General features: G+C 70.0%; 28 protein-coding genes. All 28 read right to left on the reverse strand.

The genetic code is table 11. The features are described from left to right. Positions 1–26 precede the first annotated feature (26 nt). Positions 27–641, reverse strand: coding sequence for a 50S ribosomal protein L17 (gene rplQ, locus N866_RS04800; protein ID WP_034223392.1), 615 nt, complete (start codon positions 639–641; stop codon positions 27–29). Positions 642–701: 60 nt separating this feature from the next. Further along, a complete protein-coding gene (locus tag N866_RS04805) occupies positions 702–1,703 on the reverse strand; it encodes a DNA-directed RNA polymerase subunit alpha (RefSeq protein WP_034223394.1) in 1,002 nt (333 codons plus the stop codon). 197 nt (positions 1,704–1,900) lie between these two features. Then, positions 1,901–2,308 (reverse strand): 30S ribosomal protein S11, encoded by a 408-nt coding sequence (rpsK, locus tag N866_RS04810; protein ID WP_034223396.1) that lies wholly within the window; start codon positions 2,306–2,308, stop codon positions 1,901–1,903. Between the two features lie 91 nt (positions 2,309–2,399). Further along, positions 2,400–2,780 (reverse strand): 30S ribosomal protein S13, encoded by a 381-nt coding sequence (gene rpsM / locus N866_RS04815; RefSeq protein ID WP_034223398.1) that lies wholly within the window; start codon positions 2,778–2,780, stop codon positions 2,400–2,402. Positions 2,781–2,983: 203 nt separating this feature from the next. Beyond that, the gene (gene rpmJ / locus N866_RS04820) at positions 2,984–3,097 is read right to left on the reverse strand and encodes a 50S ribosomal protein L36 (RefSeq protein WP_003956441.1); all 114 of its coding nucleotides are present in this window, start codon (positions 3,095–3,097) and stop codon (positions 2,984–2,986) included. A gap of 81 nt (positions 3,098–3,178) precedes the next feature. Further along, positions 3,179–3,400 (reverse strand): translation initiation factor IF-1, encoded by a 222-nt coding sequence (infA, locus tag N866_RS04825; protein ID WP_012867920.1) that lies wholly within the window; start codon positions 3,398–3,400, stop codon positions 3,179–3,181. 262 nt (positions 3,401–3,662) lie between these two features. Next, positions 3,663–4,484 (reverse strand): type I methionyl aminopeptidase, encoded by an 822-nt coding sequence (gene map / locus N866_RS04830; protein WP_034223406.1) that lies wholly within the window; start codon positions 4,482–4,484, stop codon positions 3,663–3,665. Between the two features lie 6 nt (positions 4,485–4,490). Next, the gene (locus tag N866_RS04835) at positions 4,491–5,063 is read right to left on the reverse strand and encodes an adenylate kinase (RefSeq protein WP_034223408.1); all 573 of its coding nucleotides are present in this window, start codon (positions 5,061–5,063) and stop codon (positions 4,491–4,493) included. Further along, positions 5,060–6,355, reverse strand: coding sequence for a preprotein translocase subunit SecY (secY, locus tag N866_RS04840; RefSeq protein WP_034223410.1), 1,296 nt, complete (start codon positions 6,353–6,355; stop codon positions 5,060–5,062). The genes N866_RS04835 and secY overlap by 4 nt, the downstream gene beginning before the upstream one ends. A 157-nt stretch (positions 6,356–6,512) precedes the next feature. Next, complete coding sequence (gene rplO / locus N866_RS04845; protein WP_081802336.1) at positions 6,513–7,100, reverse strand: 50S ribosomal protein L15; 588 nt, start codon at positions 7,098–7,100, stop codon at positions 6,513–6,515. Positions 7,101–7,102: 2 nt separating this feature from the next. Then, positions 7,103–7,285, reverse strand: a complete 183-nt coding sequence (gene rpmD, locus N866_RS04850) for a 50S ribosomal protein L30 (protein WP_034223412.1) — start codon at positions 7,283–7,285, stop codon at positions 7,103–7,105. Further along, positions 7,285–7,923 carry a 30S ribosomal protein S5 gene (gene rpsE / locus N866_RS04855; RefSeq protein ID WP_034223415.1) on the reverse strand — a complete coding sequence of 213 codons (639 nt, stop codon included), beginning with the start codon at positions 7,921–7,923 and terminating at the stop codon, positions 7,285–7,287. The genes rpmD and rpsE overlap by 1 nt, the downstream gene beginning before the upstream one ends. Before the next feature lie 43 nt (positions 7,924–7,966). After that, entirely contained in the window at positions 7,967–8,338 is a 372-nt protein-coding gene (gene rplR / locus N866_RS04860; RefSeq protein WP_034223418.1) for a 50S ribosomal protein L18, read from the reverse strand. Between the two features lie 2 nt (positions 8,339–8,340). Further along, on the reverse strand, positions 8,341–8,877 hold the full coding sequence (gene rplF / locus N866_RS04865; RefSeq protein WP_034223420.1) for a 50S ribosomal protein L6: 537 nt from the start codon (positions 8,875–8,877) through the stop codon (positions 8,341–8,343). 24 nt (positions 8,878–8,901) lie between these two features. Continuing rightward, positions 8,902–9,300 carry a 30S ribosomal protein S8 gene (gene rpsH / locus N866_RS04870; RefSeq protein ID WP_034223422.1) on the reverse strand — a complete coding sequence of 133 codons (399 nt, stop codon included), beginning with the start codon at positions 9,298–9,300 and terminating at the stop codon, positions 8,902–8,904. A gap of 70 nt (positions 9,301–9,370) precedes the next feature. After that, positions 9,371–9,556 (reverse strand): type Z 30S ribosomal protein S14, encoded by a 186-nt coding sequence (locus N866_RS04875; protein ID WP_034223424.1) that lies wholly within the window; start codon positions 9,554–9,556, stop codon positions 9,371–9,373. Between the two features lie 2 nt (positions 9,557–9,558). Then, a complete protein-coding gene (gene rplE / locus N866_RS04880; protein WP_034223425.1) occupies positions 9,559–10,131 on the reverse strand; it encodes a 50S ribosomal protein L5 in 573 nt (190 codons plus the stop codon). Position 10,132: 1 nt separating this feature from the next. Further along, entirely contained in the window at positions 10,133–10,474 is a 342-nt protein-coding gene (rplX, locus tag N866_RS04885) for a 50S ribosomal protein L24 (protein ID WP_034223426.1), read from the reverse strand. A 2-nt stretch (positions 10,475–10,476) separates the two neighbouring features. Then, positions 10,477–10,845, reverse strand: a complete 369-nt coding sequence (gene rplN / locus N866_RS04890) for a 50S ribosomal protein L14 (protein ID WP_034223428.1) — start codon at positions 10,843–10,845, stop codon at positions 10,477–10,479. Positions 10,846–10,963: 118 nt separating this feature from the next. After that, the gene (gene rpsQ / locus N866_RS04895) at positions 10,964–11,266 is read right to left on the reverse strand and encodes a 30S ribosomal protein S17 (protein ID WP_034223437.1); all 303 of its coding nucleotides are present in this window, start codon (positions 11,264–11,266) and stop codon (positions 10,964–10,966) included. Between the two features lie 14 nt (positions 11,267–11,280). Next, positions 11,281–11,523, reverse strand: a complete 243-nt coding sequence (gene rpmC, locus N866_RS04900) for a 50S ribosomal protein L29 (protein WP_034223440.1) — start codon at positions 11,521–11,523, stop codon at positions 11,281–11,283. Continuing rightward, positions 11,523–11,942, reverse strand: coding sequence for a 50S ribosomal protein L16 (gene rplP / locus N866_RS04905; RefSeq protein ID WP_034223442.1), 420 nt, complete (start codon positions 11,940–11,942; stop codon positions 11,523–11,525). Before rplP ends, rpmC begins: the two co-directional genes overlap by 1 nt. A gap of 2 nt (positions 11,943–11,944) precedes the next feature. Then, the gene (rpsC, locus tag N866_RS04910) at positions 11,945–12,763 is read right to left on the reverse strand and encodes a 30S ribosomal protein S3 (RefSeq protein ID WP_034223444.1); all 819 of its coding nucleotides are present in this window, start codon (positions 12,761–12,763) and stop codon (positions 11,945–11,947) included. Further along, the gene (gene rplV / locus N866_RS04915; RefSeq protein WP_034223446.1) at positions 12,763–13,131 is read right to left on the reverse strand and encodes a 50S ribosomal protein L22; all 369 of its coding nucleotides are present in this window, start codon (positions 13,129–13,131) and stop codon (positions 12,763–12,765) included. The genes rpsC and rplV overlap by 1 nt, the downstream gene beginning before the upstream one ends. A gap of 63 nt (positions 13,132–13,194) precedes the next feature. Beyond that, on the reverse strand, positions 13,195–13,476 hold the full coding sequence (rpsS, locus tag N866_RS04920; protein WP_034223448.1) for a 30S ribosomal protein S19: 282 nt from the start codon (positions 13,474–13,476) through the stop codon (positions 13,195–13,197). 12 nt (positions 13,477–13,488) lie between these two features. Beyond that, positions 13,489–14,325, reverse strand: a complete 837-nt coding sequence (gene rplB, locus N866_RS04925) for a 50S ribosomal protein L2 (protein ID WP_034223449.1) — start codon at positions 14,323–14,325, stop codon at positions 13,489–13,491. Between the two features lie 34 nt (positions 14,326–14,359). Continuing rightward, the gene (gene rplW / locus N866_RS04930) at positions 14,360–14,662 is read right to left on the reverse strand and encodes a 50S ribosomal protein L23 (protein ID WP_034223451.1); all 303 of its coding nucleotides are present in this window, start codon (positions 14,660–14,662) and stop codon (positions 14,360–14,362) included. Continuing rightward, positions 14,659–15,360 (reverse strand): 50S ribosomal protein L4, encoded by a 702-nt coding sequence (gene rplD / locus N866_RS04935; RefSeq protein WP_034223452.1) that lies wholly within the window; start codon positions 15,358–15,360, stop codon positions 14,659–14,661. Before rplD ends, rplW begins: the two co-directional genes overlap by 4 nt. Positions 15,361–15,362: the final 2 nt, after the last annotated feature.

Raw genomic sequence — 15,362 nt, forward strand, 5'->3', positions numbered from 1 at the left:
GGCCTCCTGCACGCTCCTGGGAAGGGTCAGGCCTTGTCGGCCTTCTCCTCGCCCGCGGCCTCGTCGGCGGCGTCGTCGGCAGCCGTCTCCTCGGCCGACTCGGCGCTCGGCGCCGACTCGGCGGACTCCGCCGACTCCGCGCTCTCGGCCGACTCCGCACTCTCGGCCGACTCCGCGGACTCGGCGCTCTCGACCGGCTCGGCGACCGGAGCCGCCGCAGCGGGCGCCGCGGCCTTCTTCGTCGCCTTCTCCGCCTCACGGACCGTGGCCTGCTTGGGGCTCACGGGCTCGAGCACGAGCTCGATCACGGCCATGGGGGCGTTGTCGCCCTTCCGCGGGCCGATCTTCGTGATGCGGGTGTAGCCGCCCTGGCGCTCCGCCATGGCGGGGGCAATCTCCGTGAAGAGCGCGTGGACGACGCCCTTGTCGCGCACGACCGTCAGGACGCGGCGGCGCGCGGCGAGGTCGCCCCGCTTGGCGAAGGTGATGAGGCGCTCGGCCAGCGGGCGGAGCCGCTTGGCCTTCGTCTCGGTCGTGGTGATGCGACGGTGCTCGAAGAGGCTCGTCGCCAGGTTGGCGAGGATGCGGCGCTCGTGCGCCGGGCCGCCACCGAGCCGCGGACCCTTGGTGGGCGTAGGCATTCTGTACTCCTCAGTTCATCGAACGGGACCGCGCCGCGGACGGCTCGGTCCTCCACGGCGTCAGGACAGCTCGTCCTCGGTGTAGTCGTCGTCGTAGTAGGCAGCGCTCGACGGGTCGAAGTCGATCGGGCTGTCCTTGAGGGACAGGCCGAGGCCCGAGAGCTTCTCCTTGACCTCGGTGATCGACTTGGCACCGAAGTTGCGGATGTCCAGGAGGTCCGCCTCGGAGCGGGCCACCAGCTCGCCCACCGAGTGGATGCCCTCGCGCTTGAGGCAGTTGTACGACCGGATCGTGAGCTGCAGCTCCTCGATCGGCAGCGCCAGGTCGGCGGCGAGTGCGGCGTCGGTCGGCGACGGGCCGATCTCGATGCCCTCCGCCTCGACGTTGAGCTCCCGCGCCAGGCCGAAGAGCTCGACCAGCGTCTTGCCCGCGGACGCGAGCGCGTCCCGGGGCGCGATCGCCGGCTTGGTCTCGACGTCGACGACGAGCTTGTCGAAGTCGGTGCGCTGCTCGACACGCGTCGCCTCGACCTTGTAGGTCACCTTGAGGACCGGCGAGTAGATCGAGTCGACCGGGATCCGGCCGATCTCGGCGTCGTAGGACTTGTTCTGCTGCGCCGAGACGTACCCGCGGCCACGTTCGACCGTGAGCTCGATCTCGAGCTTGCCCTTGCCGTTGAGCGTCGCGATGTGCAGGTCCGGGTTGTGCACCTGGACACCGGCCGGCGGCGTGATGTCCGCGGCGGTGACCGTGCCGGGGCCCTGCTTGCGCAGGTACATGACGACCGGCTCGTCGTTCTCGGAGGAGACGACGAGCTCCTTGATGTTCAGGATGATCTCGGTGACGTCCTCCTTCGCGCCCGTCACGGTGCTGAACTCGTGCAGGACGCCGTCGATCCGGATCGACGTGACGGCCGCGCCGGGGATCGACGACAGGAGGGTGCGACGCAGGGAGTTGCCGAGCGTGTAGCCGAAGCCAGGCTCGAGCGGCTCGATGACGAACCGCGAGCGGTTCTCGGAGACGACCTCTTCGGTCAGCGTGGGGCGCTGTGCGATGAGCACGGTGGGGTTCCTCTCAGTGAGCGTCCGCCATATGACGCTTCACGGGTGCTGCCTGCCGGGTCTCTGTCCACCCGCAGGGTCGTGCCGCCCGGCCGCGGTCCGTCGACGACGCCCGGTGCGAGGCACCGGGGGCCGTCCGGACGCGTCCGGACGTGTGCGCGCCGGGTCGTGGTCACCCACGACCCGGCGCGACGGGGTCAGACGCGGCGACGCTTCGGCGGACGGCAGCCGTTGTGCGCCTGGGGGGTCACGTCCTGGATCGAGCCGACCTCCAGGCCCGTGGCCTGGAGGGAGCGGATCGCGGTCTCGCGGCCCGAGCCGGGGCCCTTGACGAAGACGTCGACCTTCTTCATGCCGTGCTCCTGCGCACGACGGGCGGCGGCCTCGGCGGCGAGCTGGGCGGCGAAGGGCGTCGACTTGCGCGAGCCCTTGAAGCCGACCTGGCCGGAGGACGCCCAGGCGATCACGGCGCCGGACGGGTCCGTGATCGAGACGATCGTGTTGTTGAACGTGCTCTTGATGTGGGCCTGGCCCACGGCGATGTTCTTCTTCTCCTTGCGGCGGGGCTTGCGGGCCGAGCCGGAGGTACGGGTCTTGGGAGGCATTGCGGTCTCTCTCCTGGTCTGAGGTCGTCGGACCGGTGGTGCGGCGCGCGGCCCGGTCGGGCTGCGCGGGCGTCACACCCCGGACTGCTGGCTACTTGCGCCCGGCCTTCTTCTTGCCGGCGACGGTGCGCTTCGGGCCCTTGCGGGTACGAGCGTTGGTCTTGGTCCGCTGACCGCGCACGGGCAGTCCGCGGCGGTGCCGCAGGCCCTCGTAGCTGCCGATCTCGACCTTGCGACGGATGTCGGCCGCGACCTCACGGCGGAGGTCACCCTCGAGCTTGTAGCTGTTCTCGAGGTGGTCGCGGAGCGCCACGAGCTCGGTGTCCCCGAGGTCGCGGACCCGCAGGTCCGGGCTGATGCCGGTGGCCGCGAGCGTCTGCTGCGCGCGCGTGCGCCCGACGCCGTAGATGTAGGTGAGCGCCACCTCGAGCCGCTTGTCGCGGGGGAGGTCGACGCCGACGAGACGTGCCATGTTCCGTACTCCTGTACTGCGCCGGAGGTCTTCCGCACGCCCCTCCCGCTGCTGCGGGCCCCGGCCTCCGGGCCGGGGGTTGCGCGGCCGCCGTGGCGGTCCGTGCTGGGTGTGCGCTGGCCGGCCCGAGGGCCGGGGACGACCCGGGCGGTGCTGCTGCCCGGTGGTGCTGCTGCCTCGCGGCCGACCCGTGGGTCGGCCGGTCAGCCCTGGCGCTGCTTGTGGCGCAGGTTGTCGCAGATCACCATGACGCGACCGTGCCGGCGGATCACCTTGCACTTGTCGCAGATCTTCTTGACGCTGGGCTTGACCTTCATGCTCGTTCCTCCGCCGCCGCACGCGCGCACGTGCGTGCGACGGGCGGCAGTTCGCTCGGGTGATCGGGTGATCGGGACGGACTACTTGTAGCGGTAGACGATCCGGCCGCGGGACAGGTCGTACGGGCTCAGCTCGACCACGACCCGGTCCTCGGGGAGGATCCGGATGTAGTGCTGTCGCATCTTGCCCGAGATGTGGGCAAGGACCTTGTGGCCGTTGGCGAGCTCCACGCGGAACATCGCGTTCGGCAGCGCCTCGACCACGGAGCCCTCGATCTCGATGACACCGTCCTTCTTTGCCATGTCCTCCGCTAACTGTTGTGTACGACTCTCGCTGACCCGCCGGCACCCGCGAAGGGGTCGGACGGGGACAGCCGGCCTCCGAGGCCAGGGCCGCCGACGGCGGCCTCACGGGTCCCGCTCCTGACATGCGTCGAGGCAGACGGACCCGACGGACCATCCTACGGCATCGGCCAGGGCCCGGCGAACCATCCTCGAGGAACGCGACCGACCCCCTGGCGGGACGCCCGCGGGGCCCGTCGGAGCCGAGGACCGGACGGGGGCATCAGTCCCAGGGGGCGATCGTCACGCCGTGCCGGGCCAGGCCGGCGGCCCCGCCGTCCGGTGCCGTGAGCACCCAGATCCCGTCCGGCCCGATCGCCACCGTGTGCTCCCAGTGCGCAGCCCGGGAGCCGTCCACCGTCACCACGGTCCAGTCGTCCTCGAGGACCTGGGTCGTGCGCGACCCGCGCGTGAGCATGGGCTCCACCGCGAGGCACATCCCCGGGCGCAGCCGCGGCCCCTTCTCCCGCGTCCGGTAGTTGAGGACGTCGGGCGGCTGGTGCATCGCGGACCCGATCCCGTGCCCGATGTACTCCTGCACGATCCCGTAGGCGGTGCCGGAGGCCTCGACCGCGTCCTCGACGGCCTCGCCGACCGCGCCGAGCCGCTCCCCCGTCGCCAGGGCGGCGATCCCGGCCCACATGGCCGCCTCGGTCGCCTCCGAGAGTGCGACGTCGGCCGGGTCGGACTCGGGGAGCACCACCGTGAAGGCGGCGTCCCCGTGCCACCCGTCGACGATCGCGCCGCAGTCGACGGAGACGACGTCACCGGGCTCGAGCAGCCGGTCGCCCGGGATGCCGTGCACGATCTCGTCGTTGACGGACACGCAGAGCGTCGCGGGGTAGCCGTGGTACCCCAGGAACGACGGCTGGGCACCCGCGTCCGCGATGACCTCGGCGGCCACCGCGTCGAGGTCCGCGGTCGTCATCCCGGGACGGATCGCCGCACGGACGGCGGCGTGCGCGTCCGCGACGACGAGCCCCGCCCGTCGCATGACGCGGACCTGCTCAGCGGTCTTGTACTCGATCTTCTCGCGGCCGAACACGGTGCCTCAGGCGGCCTCGCGCAGGGCGGCCAGGAGCCGCTGGGTCACCACGGGCACGTCGCCGAGGCCGTCGACCCGCACGAGCAGGCCGCGGGTCGCGTAGAGGGCCGCGATGGGCTCCGTCTGCTCCCGGTAGACGTCGAGGCGGTGCCGGATGACCGGCTCCGTGTCGTCCTCACGGCCCTCCACGGTCGCGCGGTGCAGCAGACGCTGCACGACGACCTCGGTGTCGGCCGTCAGCTCGACCGCGACGTCCAGGGACGTCCCTCGCTGCGCGAGCATCGCGTCCAGCTCGGACACCTGGGCGACGTTGCGGGGGTAGCCGTCCAGCAGGAAGCCCCCGGCCACGTCCGGCTCGTCCAGGCGCGCCGCGACCATCGCGTTGGTCACCTCGTCCGGGACGAGCGCGCCCCGGGACGTGTAGCCCTGCGCCGTGCGACCGAGCTCCGTGCCGCCGGCGATGTTGGCCCGGAAGATGTCGCCGGTCGAGATGGCCGGCACGCCGAGCGCCTCGGCGAGCCGCGCGGCCTGGGTGCCCTTGCCGGCGCCGGGAGGTCCCAGGAGGACGACCCGGGTCACCGCAGGAACCCTTCGTAGTGCCGCTGCTCGAGCTGGGAGTTGATCTGCTTCACCGTCTCCAGGCCGACACCGACGACGATGAGGATCGACGCGCCGCCCAGCGGGATCTGGGTGTTGATGTCCAGCAGGATGAAGACGAACAGCACCACCATCGCGACGAACGCGAGGTAGACCGACCCGGGTGCCGTGATCCGCGTGATGACGTAGTCCAGGTACTCCGCCGTCGGCCGCCCGGCGCGGATGCCGGGGATGAAGCCGCCGTACTTCTTCATGTTGTCCGCGACCTCGTCCGGGTTGAACGTGATGGCCGTGTAGAAGTACGCGAAGAAGATGATCAGCAGGATGTAGAGCGCGATGTTGATCGGGCTCGCCGGGTCGACCACGTTGTTGGTCAGCCAGATGACCCACCCCGCGGACTGGTCACCGAACTGGGCGACGAGGCCCGGGATGGCGAGCAGGGACGACGCGAAGATGATCGGGATGACTCCCGACATGTTGATCTTGATCGGGATGTACGTGCTCGAGCCGCCGTACATCCGCCGGCCGACCATCCGCTTCGCGTACTGCACCGGGATGCGCCGCTGCGACTGCTCGACGAAGACGACCAGGCCGATCACCAGGATGATCACCACCAGGACCGCCGCGAACTTCGCGATCCCGTTCTCGCTGCCCGCGATCGACCAGAGGGCCGACGGGAAAGTGGCGGCGATGGACGTGAAGATCAGCAGGGACATGCCGTTGCCGATGCCCCGCTCGGTGATCCGCTCACCGAGCCACATGATGAGGGTGGTGCCCGCGGTCATCGTGATGATCATCAGAGCGATGGTGATCACGCCGTCGTTGGGGATCACCGGGACGCTGCAGCCCTGGAACAGGAGGCCGTTGCGGGCGACCGTGATGATCGTGGTCGACTGCAGGATCGCCAGACCGATGGTCAGGTACCGGGTGTACTGGGTGAGCTGGGCCTGGCCCTGCTGACCCTCCTTGTGCAGGGCCTCGAACCGCGGGATGACCACCCGCAGGAGCTGCACGATGATGCTCGCCGTGATGTACGGCATGATCCCCAGCGCGAACACCGACAGCTGCAGTAGCGCACCGCCGCTGAAGAGGTTGATGATGCCGAGCAGGTCGTTGTTGGCGACCTGGGCGACGCACTGCTGGACGTTGCCGTAGTCGACGCCCGGGGTCGGGATGAAGGACCCCACCCGGAAGACGGCCATGATCGCCATCGTGAACAGCAGCTTGCGCCGCAGGTCTGGGGTCCGGAACGCCCGGCCGAATGCGCTGAGCACCTGTCCTCCTGCTCCGCCGTCGAGACGGCGGTCTGTCGTCGTGCCCGTCGCCGACGACCTGCCGGGGACGGGTGAGCCGCCCCGAACCCTAGCCGAGGCAGGGGCCGTGGACGGCGCAGGGGCCGGGGCGCTGCGCCGTCCCGGCCCCTGCGTCAGGTCAGTCCTGGTTCACCGAACCGCCGGCCGCGAGGATCTTCTCCTTGGCGGAACCGGAGATCGCCTGCACCGACACCGCGAGCTTGACGTCCAGCTCGCCGGTGCCGAGGACCTTGACCGGCTGGCCCTTGCGGACCGCGCCCTTGGCCACGAGGTCCTCGACCGTCACGTCGCCGCCGCTGGGGTACAGCGCGGCGAGCGTGGCGATGTTGACGACCTGGAACTCCGTGCGGAACGGGTTCTTGAAGCCGCGGAGCTTCGGCAGCCGCATGTGCAGCGGCATCTGCCCGCCCTCGAACCGCTCGGGCACCTGGTAGCGGGCCTTCGTGCCCTTGGTGCCACGACCGGCCGTCTTGCCCTTGGAGGCCTCACCACGACCCACGCGGGTCTTCTTGGTGTGGGCACCCGGGGCCGGACGCAGGTGGTGGACCTTGAGGGTGCCGCCGGCGCCCTCGGTCGCGTTGGTCACCTTGGCCGGCTTGGCGGCGGCCTTGGTGGTGCCCGCCGCCTTGCGCGGAGCGGCCTTCTTCTTGGGGGCCTCGGCAGCGGTCTCCGCTGCCTCGGTCGCCTCGGTCTTCTTGTCAGCCATGGTCACTCGACCTCCTCGACGGTGACGAGGTGCGCCACCGTGGTGACCATGCCGCGGATCTCCGGACGGTCCTCCTTGACGACGACGTCGCCGATGCGCTTGAGGCCGAGGGTCCGCAGCGTGTCACGCTGGTTCTGCTTGCCGCCGATGACGGACTTGGTCTGGGTCACCTTGAGACGGGCCATCACGCACCAGCCTTCGCGGCGATGCCCTCGGCACGCGCCCGGAGCATGGCCGCCGGGGCGACGTGCTCCAGCGACAGGCCACGGCGGGCGGCGACGGCCTCGGGCTCCTCGAGCTCGCGGAGCGCCTGCACCGTCGCGTGGACGATGTTGATGGCGTTGGACGAGCCCATGGACTTCGAGAGGACGTCGTGGATGCCGGCGCACTCGAGGACGGCACGCACCGGACCACCGGCGATGACGCCGGTACCCGGGGACGCGGGGCGCAGGAACACCACGCCCGCCGCCGCCTCACCCGTGACGGGGTGCGGGATCGTGCCCTGGATGCGCGGGACGCGGAAGAAGCTCTTCTTGGCCTCCTCGACGCCCTTGGCGATCGCGGCGGGCACCTCCTTCGCCTTGCCGTAGCCGACGCCGACCGTGCCGTCGCCGTCGCCTACCACGACGAGCGCGGTGAAGCTGAAGCGGCGACCACCCTTGACGACCTTGGAGACGCGGTTGATGGTCACCACGCGCTCGACGAAGGCACTCTTCTCGGCGGCGTCGCCGCGGCGGTCGCCACGACGGTTGTCGCCACGCTCGCGTCGGTCGCCGCCGCCGCCGCCGGCGGCGCCGGTGTTGGTGCGCTGCGGTGCAGCCATCAGAACTTCCTCTGCTTCCGTACGGACAGGACTCGGGTCGCGGTCACAGGGCGAGACCGCCCTCGCGGGCGCCGTCGGCGACCGCCGCGACACGACCGTGGTACTTGTTGCCCCCACGGTCGAACACGACGGCCTCGACGCCGACGGCCTTCGCACGCTCGGCGATGAGCTCGCCGATCCGGCGGGCCTTGGCGGTCTTGTCGCCGTCGAAGGCCCGCAGGTCCGCCTCGAGGGTGGACGCGGACGCGACCGTGCGACCGATGCTGTCGTCGACGACCTGGGCGACCATGTGCCGCGCGGAGCGCGACACGACGAGACGCGGCCGTGCGGGGGTGCCGACGACCTTCTTGCGCAGGCGGAGGTGGCGGCGCGCGCGGGCGACGGCCTTGCCCTTGCCACGGATGGTGAGAGCCACGGTTACTTACCAGCCTTTCCGGCCTTGCGGCGGACGACCTCGCCCGCGTACCGCACACCCTTGCCCTTGTACGGCTCGGGCTTGCGGATCTTGCGGATGTTCGCGGCGACCTCGCCGACCTGCTGCTTGTCGATGCCGCTCACCGAGAACTTCGTCGGCGTCTCCACCGCGAAGGTGATGCCCTCGGGGGCGGGGACGGACACCGGGTGGCTGAACCCGAGCGCGAACTCGAGGTCCGCGCCCTTCGCGGTCACGCGGTAGCCGGTTCCGACGATCTCGAGCTTCTTGGTGTAGCCCTCGGTCACGCCAGTCACCAGGTTGGCGAGCAGCGTCCGGGTGAGGCCGTGCAGCGAGCGCGACTGGCGCTCGTCGTCGGGGCGGGTCACCACGAGGGCGCCGTCCTCCTGCACGACCTGGATCGGGGCGGCGACGGTGTGGCTCAGGGTGCCCTTGGGCCCCTGGACCGTCACGCGTGCGCCGTCGATCGCGACGTCGACGCCGGCCGGGACCGGGACGGGGACCTTGCCGATTCGGGACATGGTTCTCTCCTCTCGGTCTCTGGGTTACCAGACGTAGGCGAGGACTTCCCCACCCACGCCCTTCTTGGCGGCCTGCTTGTCGGTCAGGAGGCCGGACGACGTGGACAGGATCGCCACGCCGAGGCCACCGAGCACGCGGGGCAGGTTGGTCGACTTCGCGTACACGCGCAGGCCCGGCTTGGACACGCGGCGCACGCCGGCGAGCGAGCGCTCGCGGTTCGGGCCGAACTTGAGCTGGATCGTCAGGTTCTTGCCCACGGGGGCGTCACCGACGGTCCAGCCGGCGATGTAGCCCTCCGCCTGGAGGATGTCCGCGATGTTCGCCTTGAGCTTCGAGTAAGGCATCGTCACGGAGTCGTGGTACGCGGAGTTCGCGTTCCGCAGACGGGTCAGCATGTCTGCGATCGGATCAGTCATCGTCATCGGGCTTGTGCCCTTCCTCGCCGGGGTATCCCCGCGCCGAACCGGCGCAAGGGGACCTGCGGCGTAGTGGTTACCAGCTGCTCTTGGTGACGCCGGGGAGCTCGCCGCGGTGCGCCATCTGGCGCAGGCAGATGCGGCAGAGGCCGAACTTGCGGTAGACGGAGTGCGGGCGACCGCACTTCTGGCACCGGGTGTAGGCGCGGACCGCGTACTTGGGCTTCCGCGCCGCCTTCTGGATCAGGGCGGTCTTCGCCATGGTCAGTTCTCCTTGAAGGGGAAGCCGAGACGGCGGAGCAGCGAGCGGCCCTCGTCGTCCGTGGTCGCGGTCGTCACGATCGTGATGTCCATGCCCCGGCTGCGGTCGATCCTGTCGGGGTCGACCTCGTGGAACATGACCTGCTCGGTCAGACCGAAGGTGTAGTTGCCGTTGCCGTCGAACTGCTTCGGCGACAGGCCACGGAAGTCGCGGATGCGCGGCAGGGCCAGCGAGATCAGCCGGTCGGTGAACTCCCACATGCGGTCGCCCCGGAGGGTGACGTGGGCGCCGATCGGCATGCCCTCGCGCAGCTTGAACTGCGCGATGGACTTGCGAGCCTTGGTGACCTGCGGCTTCTGACCGGTGATGGCGGTCAGGTCGCGGATCGCGCCCTCGATGAGCTTGGAGTCCTTGGCGGCCTCGCCGACACCCATGTTCACGACGACCTTGACGAGGCGCGCGACCTGGTTGACGTTCTCGTGGCCGAACTCCTCGCGGAGGCCGGGGAGGATCTCCTCGGCGTACTTGGTCTTCAGACGCGGGACGGCCCGCGTCTCGACGGTCTCAGTGCTCATCTCAGATGTCCTTACCCGAGCGCTTCGCCACGCGGACGCGCACCGTGCGGGTGCGACCGTCGCGCTCGATCTCCTCGCTACGGAAGCCCACGCGGGTGCCCTTCTTGGTCTCCGGGTCCACCAGCATGACGTTGCTGACGTGGATCGCGGCCTCGCGCGTCTCGATCCCACCGGTACGAGTGCCCCGGTTGGTCTGGCCGGCCTTGACGTGGTGCGTCATGCGCTGCACGCCCTCGACGATGACGCGGTCCTTCTCCTTGAGCACCTCGAGCACACGGCCCTGCTTGCCCTTGTCGCGACCCGCGATGACGACGACGAGGTCGCCCTTCTTGATCTTGGCCATGGTCAGAGCACCTCCGGTGCCAGCGAGATGATCTTCATGAACTTCTTGTCGCGCAGCTCGCGACCCACCGGGCCGAAGATGCGCGTCCCACGGGGCTCCCCGTCGTTCTTGAGGATCACCGCGGCGTTCTCGTCGAACTTGATGTACGAGCCGTCGGGCCGGCGGCGCTCCTTGGTGGTGCGCACGACGACCGCCTTGACGACGTCGCCCTTCTTGACGTTGCCGCCCGGAATGGCGTCCTTGACCGTCGCGACGATCACGTCGCCGATACCGGCGTAGCGACGGCCGGATCCGCCGAGAACACGGATGCAGAGGATCTGCTTCGCTCCCGTGTTGTCGGCGACCTTCAGTCGCGACTCCTGCTGGATCATGTCTGTGAACTCCTGTCGTCGAGCCGGTTCTCGCCAGCGCGAGCCTGGCCGAACGGATATGGGGTGAGGGCGCGTCCCGCCCGGCCGCACCGCGGCGGCCGAGCGGGCACGGGACCTCTTACTTCGCCTTCTCCAGGATCTCCACCACACGCCAGCGCTTGGTCGCCGACAGCGGACGGGTCTCCATGATGAGGACGAGGTCGCCGATGCCGGCCGTGCTGGCCTCGTCGTGCGCCTTGACCTTGCTCGTGCGTCGCAGGACCTTGCCGTAGAGCGGGTGCTTGACCCGGTCCTCGACCTCGACCACGACGGTCTTCTGCATCTTGTCGCTGACCACGTAGCCACGCCGCGTCTTGCGGTACGGACGGTGGTCGGCGGCCGACGACTCGGCGGCGGGTGCCGCAGCGTTCTCGGTGCTCATGTCTGCCCTCTCGCTCACTCGGCGCTCGAGCCGGGTGCCGTACGGATGCCCAGCTCGCGCTCACGCAGGACCGTGTAGATCCGCGCGATGTCTCGGCGCACGGCCTTCAGCCGGCCGTGGCTCTCGAGCTGACCGGTCGCCGACTGGAAGCGGAGGTTGAACAGCTCCTCCTTGGCCTTCTTCAGCTCGGCGACGAGTGCCTCGTCGTCCATGCCGTCGAGCTCGGCCGGGGCCAGCTCCTTGGATCCGATAGCCATCAGATGCCACCACCCTCGCGCACCACGAAACGGCACTTCATCGGGAGCTTGTGCATCGCGCGACGCATGGCCTCGCGTGCGAGCGGCTCCGGGACACCGGCGAGCTCGAACATGATGCGGCCCGGCTTGACGTTCGCGACCCACCACTCGGGCGAGCCCTTGCCGGAACCCATGCGGGTCTCGGCCGGCTTCTTGGTCAGCGGACGGTCGGGGTAGATGTTGATCCACACCTTGCCGCCACGCTTGATGTGACGCGTCATGGCGATACGCGCCGACTCGATCTGCCGGTTCGTCACGTAGGCGGGCTCGAGAGCCTGGATGCCGTACTCGCCGAAGGAGATCGCGGTGCCACCCTTCGCCGCGCCGGAGCGCGACGGGTGGTGCTGCTTGCGGTGCTTGAGCCGCCGCGGGATCAGCATGCTCAGGCCTCCGTTCCGGTCTCAGGCGCCGACTCGCCGGCGGGGGCCGCGGGGGCCTCGGCCGGGGCGTCGGTGCGCTCGGGACGACGACCAGCGCGCGCCGGACGGTCACCACGGTCGGTCCGGGGACCACCGCGGGGAGCGCGCGGGCCGGCGGTGGCCTGCTCGCGGGCGTACTCCTTCTCGGTCATGTCGCCCTTGTAGATCCAGACCTTGACGCCGATCTGACCGAACGTCGTCCGGGCCTCGAAGGTGCCGAAGTCGATGTTCGCCCGCAGGGTGTGCAGCGGCACGCGACCCTCGCGGTAGAACTCGCTGCGGCTCATCTCCGCACCGCCGAGACGCCCGGCGCACTGCACCCGGATGCCCTTGGCGCCGGCGCGGAGGGCGGACTGCATGCCCTTGCGCATGGCGCGGCGGAACGAGACGCGGCTCGCGAGCTGCTCGGCGATGCCCTGCGCGACCAGCTGCGCCTCCATCTCGGCGTTCTTCACCTCGAGGATGTTCAGCTGGACCTGCTTGCCGGTGAGCTTCTCGAGCTCGCCGCGGATGCGGTCGGCCTCGGCGCCGCGGCGGCCGATGACGATGCCCGGACGCGCCGTGTGGATGTCCACGCGGACGCGGTCGCGGGTGCGCTCGATCTCCACCTTGGCGATGCCGGCGCGCTCGAGGCCCGTCGACATGAGCTTGCGGATCTGGACGTCCTCGCGGACGTAGTCGCGGTACCGCTGCCCCGGCTTGGTGCTGTCGGCGAACCAGCGCGACCGGTGGTCCGTGGTGATGCCGAGGCGGTACCCGTGCGGGTTGACCTTCTGTCCCACTATCGGGTCCTCTCCTTCTTCTCGACCGGGGCGACGACCACGGTGATGTGGCTCGTGCGCTTGAGGATCCGCGACGCACGCCCCTGGGCGCGCGGCCGGAACCGCTTGAGCGTCGGACCCTCGTCGACGTAGGCCGCCTGGACGACCAGCGACGAGGCGTCGAACGCCTGGTTCGCGCGGTCGGCCTTGACGCGGGCGTTGGCGATCGCGCTCTCGACCACCTTGAGGACGGTCTCCCCCGCGGCCTGCGGCGCGAACTTCAGCGTCGCGACGGCCTCCTCGGCCTGCTTGCCACGGATGAGGTCCACGACGCGCCGGGCCTTCTGGGGCGTGACACGGACGAACCGCGCCTGCGCCTTGGCTTCCATTGCTGTCCTGCCTTCTTGTGTCGTCATGCGACTGGTGGGGACGTCACCTGCTGGACCCGAGGGTCAGCGGCGACGGCCCTTCCGGTCGTCCTTCTCGTGGCCGCGGAAGGTCCGCGTGGGGGCGAACTCGCCGAGCTTGTGGCCGACCATCGACTCGGTCACGAAGACCGGGACGTGCTTGCGACCGTCGTGCACGGCGAACGTGTGCCCGAGGAAGTCGGGGGTGATCATCGACCGGCGGGACCAGGTCTTGATGACCGTCTTGGTCCCCTTCTCGTTCTGCACGTCCACCTTCTTCTGGAGGTGGTCGTCGACGAAGGGGCCCTTCTTGAGGCTACGTGGCATCGGTCAGGCTCCTCAGCGCTTCTTGCCGGTACGACGGCGACGGACGATCAGCTTGTCGCTGGGCTTGTTCGGACGGCGCGTGCGGCCCTCCGGCTGGCCCCACGGGCTGACGGGGTGACGACCACCGGAGGTCTTGCCCTCACCACCACCGTGCGGGTGGTCGATCGGGTTCATGGCGACACCGCGGACCGTCGGGCGCTTGCCCTTCCAGCGCATGCGGCCGGCCTTGCCCCAGTTGATGTTCGACTGCTCGGCGTTGCCGACCTCGCCGACCGTGGCGCGGCAGCGCAGGTCGACGTTGCGGATCTCGCCGGAGGGCATGCGCAGCTGCGCGTACGGCCCGTCCTTGGCCACCAGCTGCACCGACGTCCCCGCGGACCGGGCGATCTTCGCGCCGCCACCGGGCTTGAGCTCGATGGCGTGGATGACCGTACCGGTGGGGATGTTGCGCAGCGGCAGGTTGTTGCCGGGCTTGATGTCGGCGGCCGCACCGTTCTCGACGACGTCGCCCTGCGACAGCTTGTTCGGCGCGATGATGTAGCGCTTCTCGCCGTCCGCGTAGTGCAGCAGCGCGATGCGCGCGGTGCGGTTCGGGTCGTACTCGATGTGAGCCACCTTGGCCGGCACGCCGTCCTTGTCGTGACGACGGAAGTCGATCACGCGATAGGCGCGCTTGTGGCCACCGCCCTGGTGCCGCGTGGTCACGCGACCGGTGGAGTTGCGGCCACCGGTCTTGTGCAGCGGACGGACCAGCGACTTCTCCGGCTCGGAGCGCGTGATCTCGACGAAGTCGGCGACGCTGCTGCCGCGGCGGCCCGGCGTCGTCGGCTTGTACTTACGGATTCCCATGGAAGGTTTTCCCTTACGTCTCGTCGGTCCGGCGTCAGCCGACCGGTCCGCCGAAGATGTCGATGGTGCCCTCGCGCAGCGTCACGATCGCGCGCTTGGTGTCCTTGCGCTTGCCGAGCCCGAACTTCGTGCGACGGCTCTTGCCCTTGCGGTTCGCCGTGTTGACCGACTCGACCTTGACGCCGAAGACCTGCTCCACGGCGATCTTGATCTCGGTCTTGTTCGCACGGGGGTCCACGAGGAACGTGTACTTGCCCTCGTCGAGCAGCCCGTAGCTCTTCTCGGAGACGACCGGCGACAGGAGGATGTCGCGCGGGTCCTTGTTCACGGTGGTCACTTGGTCTCCTCCGTGGCGAGCTCGGACGCCTCGGACTCGGTCGCGACGGCCTTGGCCGAGCGACCCGCCGGACGCGCGAGGAACGCCTCGAGGGCGCCGCGCGTGAAGACGACGTCGTCCGAGACCAGCACGTCATAGGTGTTGAGCTGGTCGGCGGTGAGCAGGTGGACCTGCTCGAGGTTGCGCAGGGACTTCCACGAGCCCTCGTCGCCGCGCTCGAGCACCACGAGGACGTGGCGGCGCGGGGACAGGGCGGCGAGCGTGACGGCGGCGGTCTTGGTCGACGGCAGCGCGTCCGCACCGAGGAAGTTCTCGACCACGTGCACGCGACCCGCGCGCGCCCGGTCCGAGAGCGCACCGCGCAGGGCGGCCGCCTTCATCTTCTTCGGCGTCCGCTGGCTGTAGTCGCGCGGCACGGGGCCGTGCACGGTGCCACCGCCGGCGAACTGCGGCGCACGCGTCGAGCCCTGGCGGGCGCGACCGGTGCCCTTCTGCTTGTAGGGCTTGCGCCCTCCACCGGAGACCTCACCGCGGGACTTCGTCTTGTGCGTGCCCTGCCGGGCTGCGGCGAGCTGCGCCACGACGACCTGGTGGATCAGCGGGACGTTCGTCTGGACGTCGAACACCTCGGCGGGCAGCTCGGCCGTGCCGGCCTTCTTGCCCTGGGGGTCCAGGACGTCGACGGTCTGCGTCGTCATCG

The sequence above is a fragment of the Actinotalea ferrariae CF5-4 genome (assembly GCF_000603945.1).
Taxonomy (GTDB): domain Bacteria; phylum Actinomycetota; class Actinomycetes; order Actinomycetales; family Cellulomonadaceae; genus Actinotalea; species Actinotalea ferrariae.

Excerpts from the sequence above, each read along its gene's own strand:
- rplN (WP_034223428.1), bottom strand. The coding sequence starts at position 10,845 with ATGATCCAGCAGGAGTCGCGACTGAAGGTCGCCGACAACACGGGAGCG.
- rplO (WP_081802336.1), bottom strand. The coding sequence starts at position 7,100 with ATGGCTGACAAGAAGACCGAGGCGACCGAGGCAGCGGAGACCGCTGCC.
- rpsM (WP_034223398.1), bottom strand. The coding sequence starts at position 2,780 with ATGGCACGTCTCGTCGGCGTCGACCTCCCCCGCGACAAGCGGCTCGAG.
- N866_RS04875 (WP_034223424.1), bottom strand. The coding sequence starts at position 9,556 with ATGGCGAAGACCGCCCTGATCCAGAAGGCGGCGCGGAAGCCCAAGTAC.
- rplF (WP_034223420.1), bottom strand. The coding sequence starts at position 8,877 with ATGTCCCGAATCGGCAAGGTCCCCGTCCCGGTCCCGGCCGGCGTCGAC.
- rpsH (WP_034223422.1), bottom strand. The coding sequence starts at position 9,300 with ATGACGATGACTGATCCGATCGCAGACATGCTGACCCGTCTGCGGAAC.
- rplV (WP_034223446.1), bottom strand. The coding sequence starts at position 13,131 with ATGGAAGCCAAGGCGCAGGCGCGGTTCGTCCGTGTCACGCCCCAGAAG.
- rplB (WP_034223449.1), bottom strand. The coding sequence starts at position 14,325 with ATGGGAATCCGTAAGTACAAGCCGACGACGCCGGGCCGCCGCGGCAGC.
- infA (WP_012867920.1), bottom strand. The coding sequence starts at position 3,400 with ATGGCAAAGAAGGACGGTGTCATCGAGATCGAGGGCTCCGTGGTCGAG.
- rpsE (WP_034223415.1), bottom strand. The coding sequence starts at position 7,923 with ATGGCTGCACCGCAGCGCACCAACACCGGCGCCGCCGGCGGCGGCGGC.
- rplX (WP_034223426.1), bottom strand. The coding sequence starts at position 10,474 with ATGGCCAAGATCAAGAAGGGCGACCTCGTCGTCGTCATCGCGGGTCGC.
- rpmD (WP_034223412.1), bottom strand. The coding sequence starts at position 7,285 with ATGGCCCGTCTCAAGGTGACCCAGACCAAGTCCGTCATCGGCGGCAAG.
- rpmC (WP_034223440.1), bottom strand. The coding sequence starts at position 11,523 with ATGGCTATCGGATCCAAGGAGCTGGCCCCGGCCGAGCTCGACGGCATG.
- rplE (WP_034223425.1), bottom strand. The coding sequence starts at position 10,131 with ATGAGCACTGAGACCGTCGAGACGCGGGCCGTCCCGCGTCTGAAGACC.
- rpsQ (WP_034223437.1), bottom strand. The coding sequence starts at position 11,266 with ATGAGCACCGAGAACGCTGCGGCACCCGCCGCCGAGTCGTCGGCCGCC.
- rpsK (WP_034223396.1), bottom strand. The coding sequence starts at position 2,308 with ATGCCTCCCAAGACCCGTACCTCCGGCTCGGCCCGCAAGCCCCGCCGC.
- rplP (WP_034223442.1), bottom strand. The coding sequence starts at position 11,942 with ATGCTGATCCCGCGGCGGCTCAAGCACCGCAAGCAGCACCACCCGTCG.
- rplD (WP_034223452.1), bottom strand. The coding sequence starts at position 15,360 with ATGACGACGCAGACCGTCGACGTCCTGGACCCCCAGGGCAAGAAGGCC.
- rpsS (WP_034223448.1), bottom strand. The coding sequence starts at position 13,476 with ATGCCACGTAGCCTCAAGAAGGGCCCCTTCGTCGACGACCACCTCCAG.
- rplQ (WP_034223392.1), bottom strand. The coding sequence starts at position 641 with ATGCCTACGCCCACCAAGGGTCCGCGGCTCGGTGGCGGCCCGGCGCAC.
- rpmJ (WP_003956441.1), bottom strand. The coding sequence starts at position 3,097 with ATGAAGGTCAAGCCCAGCGTCAAGAAGATCTGCGACAAGTGCAAGGTG.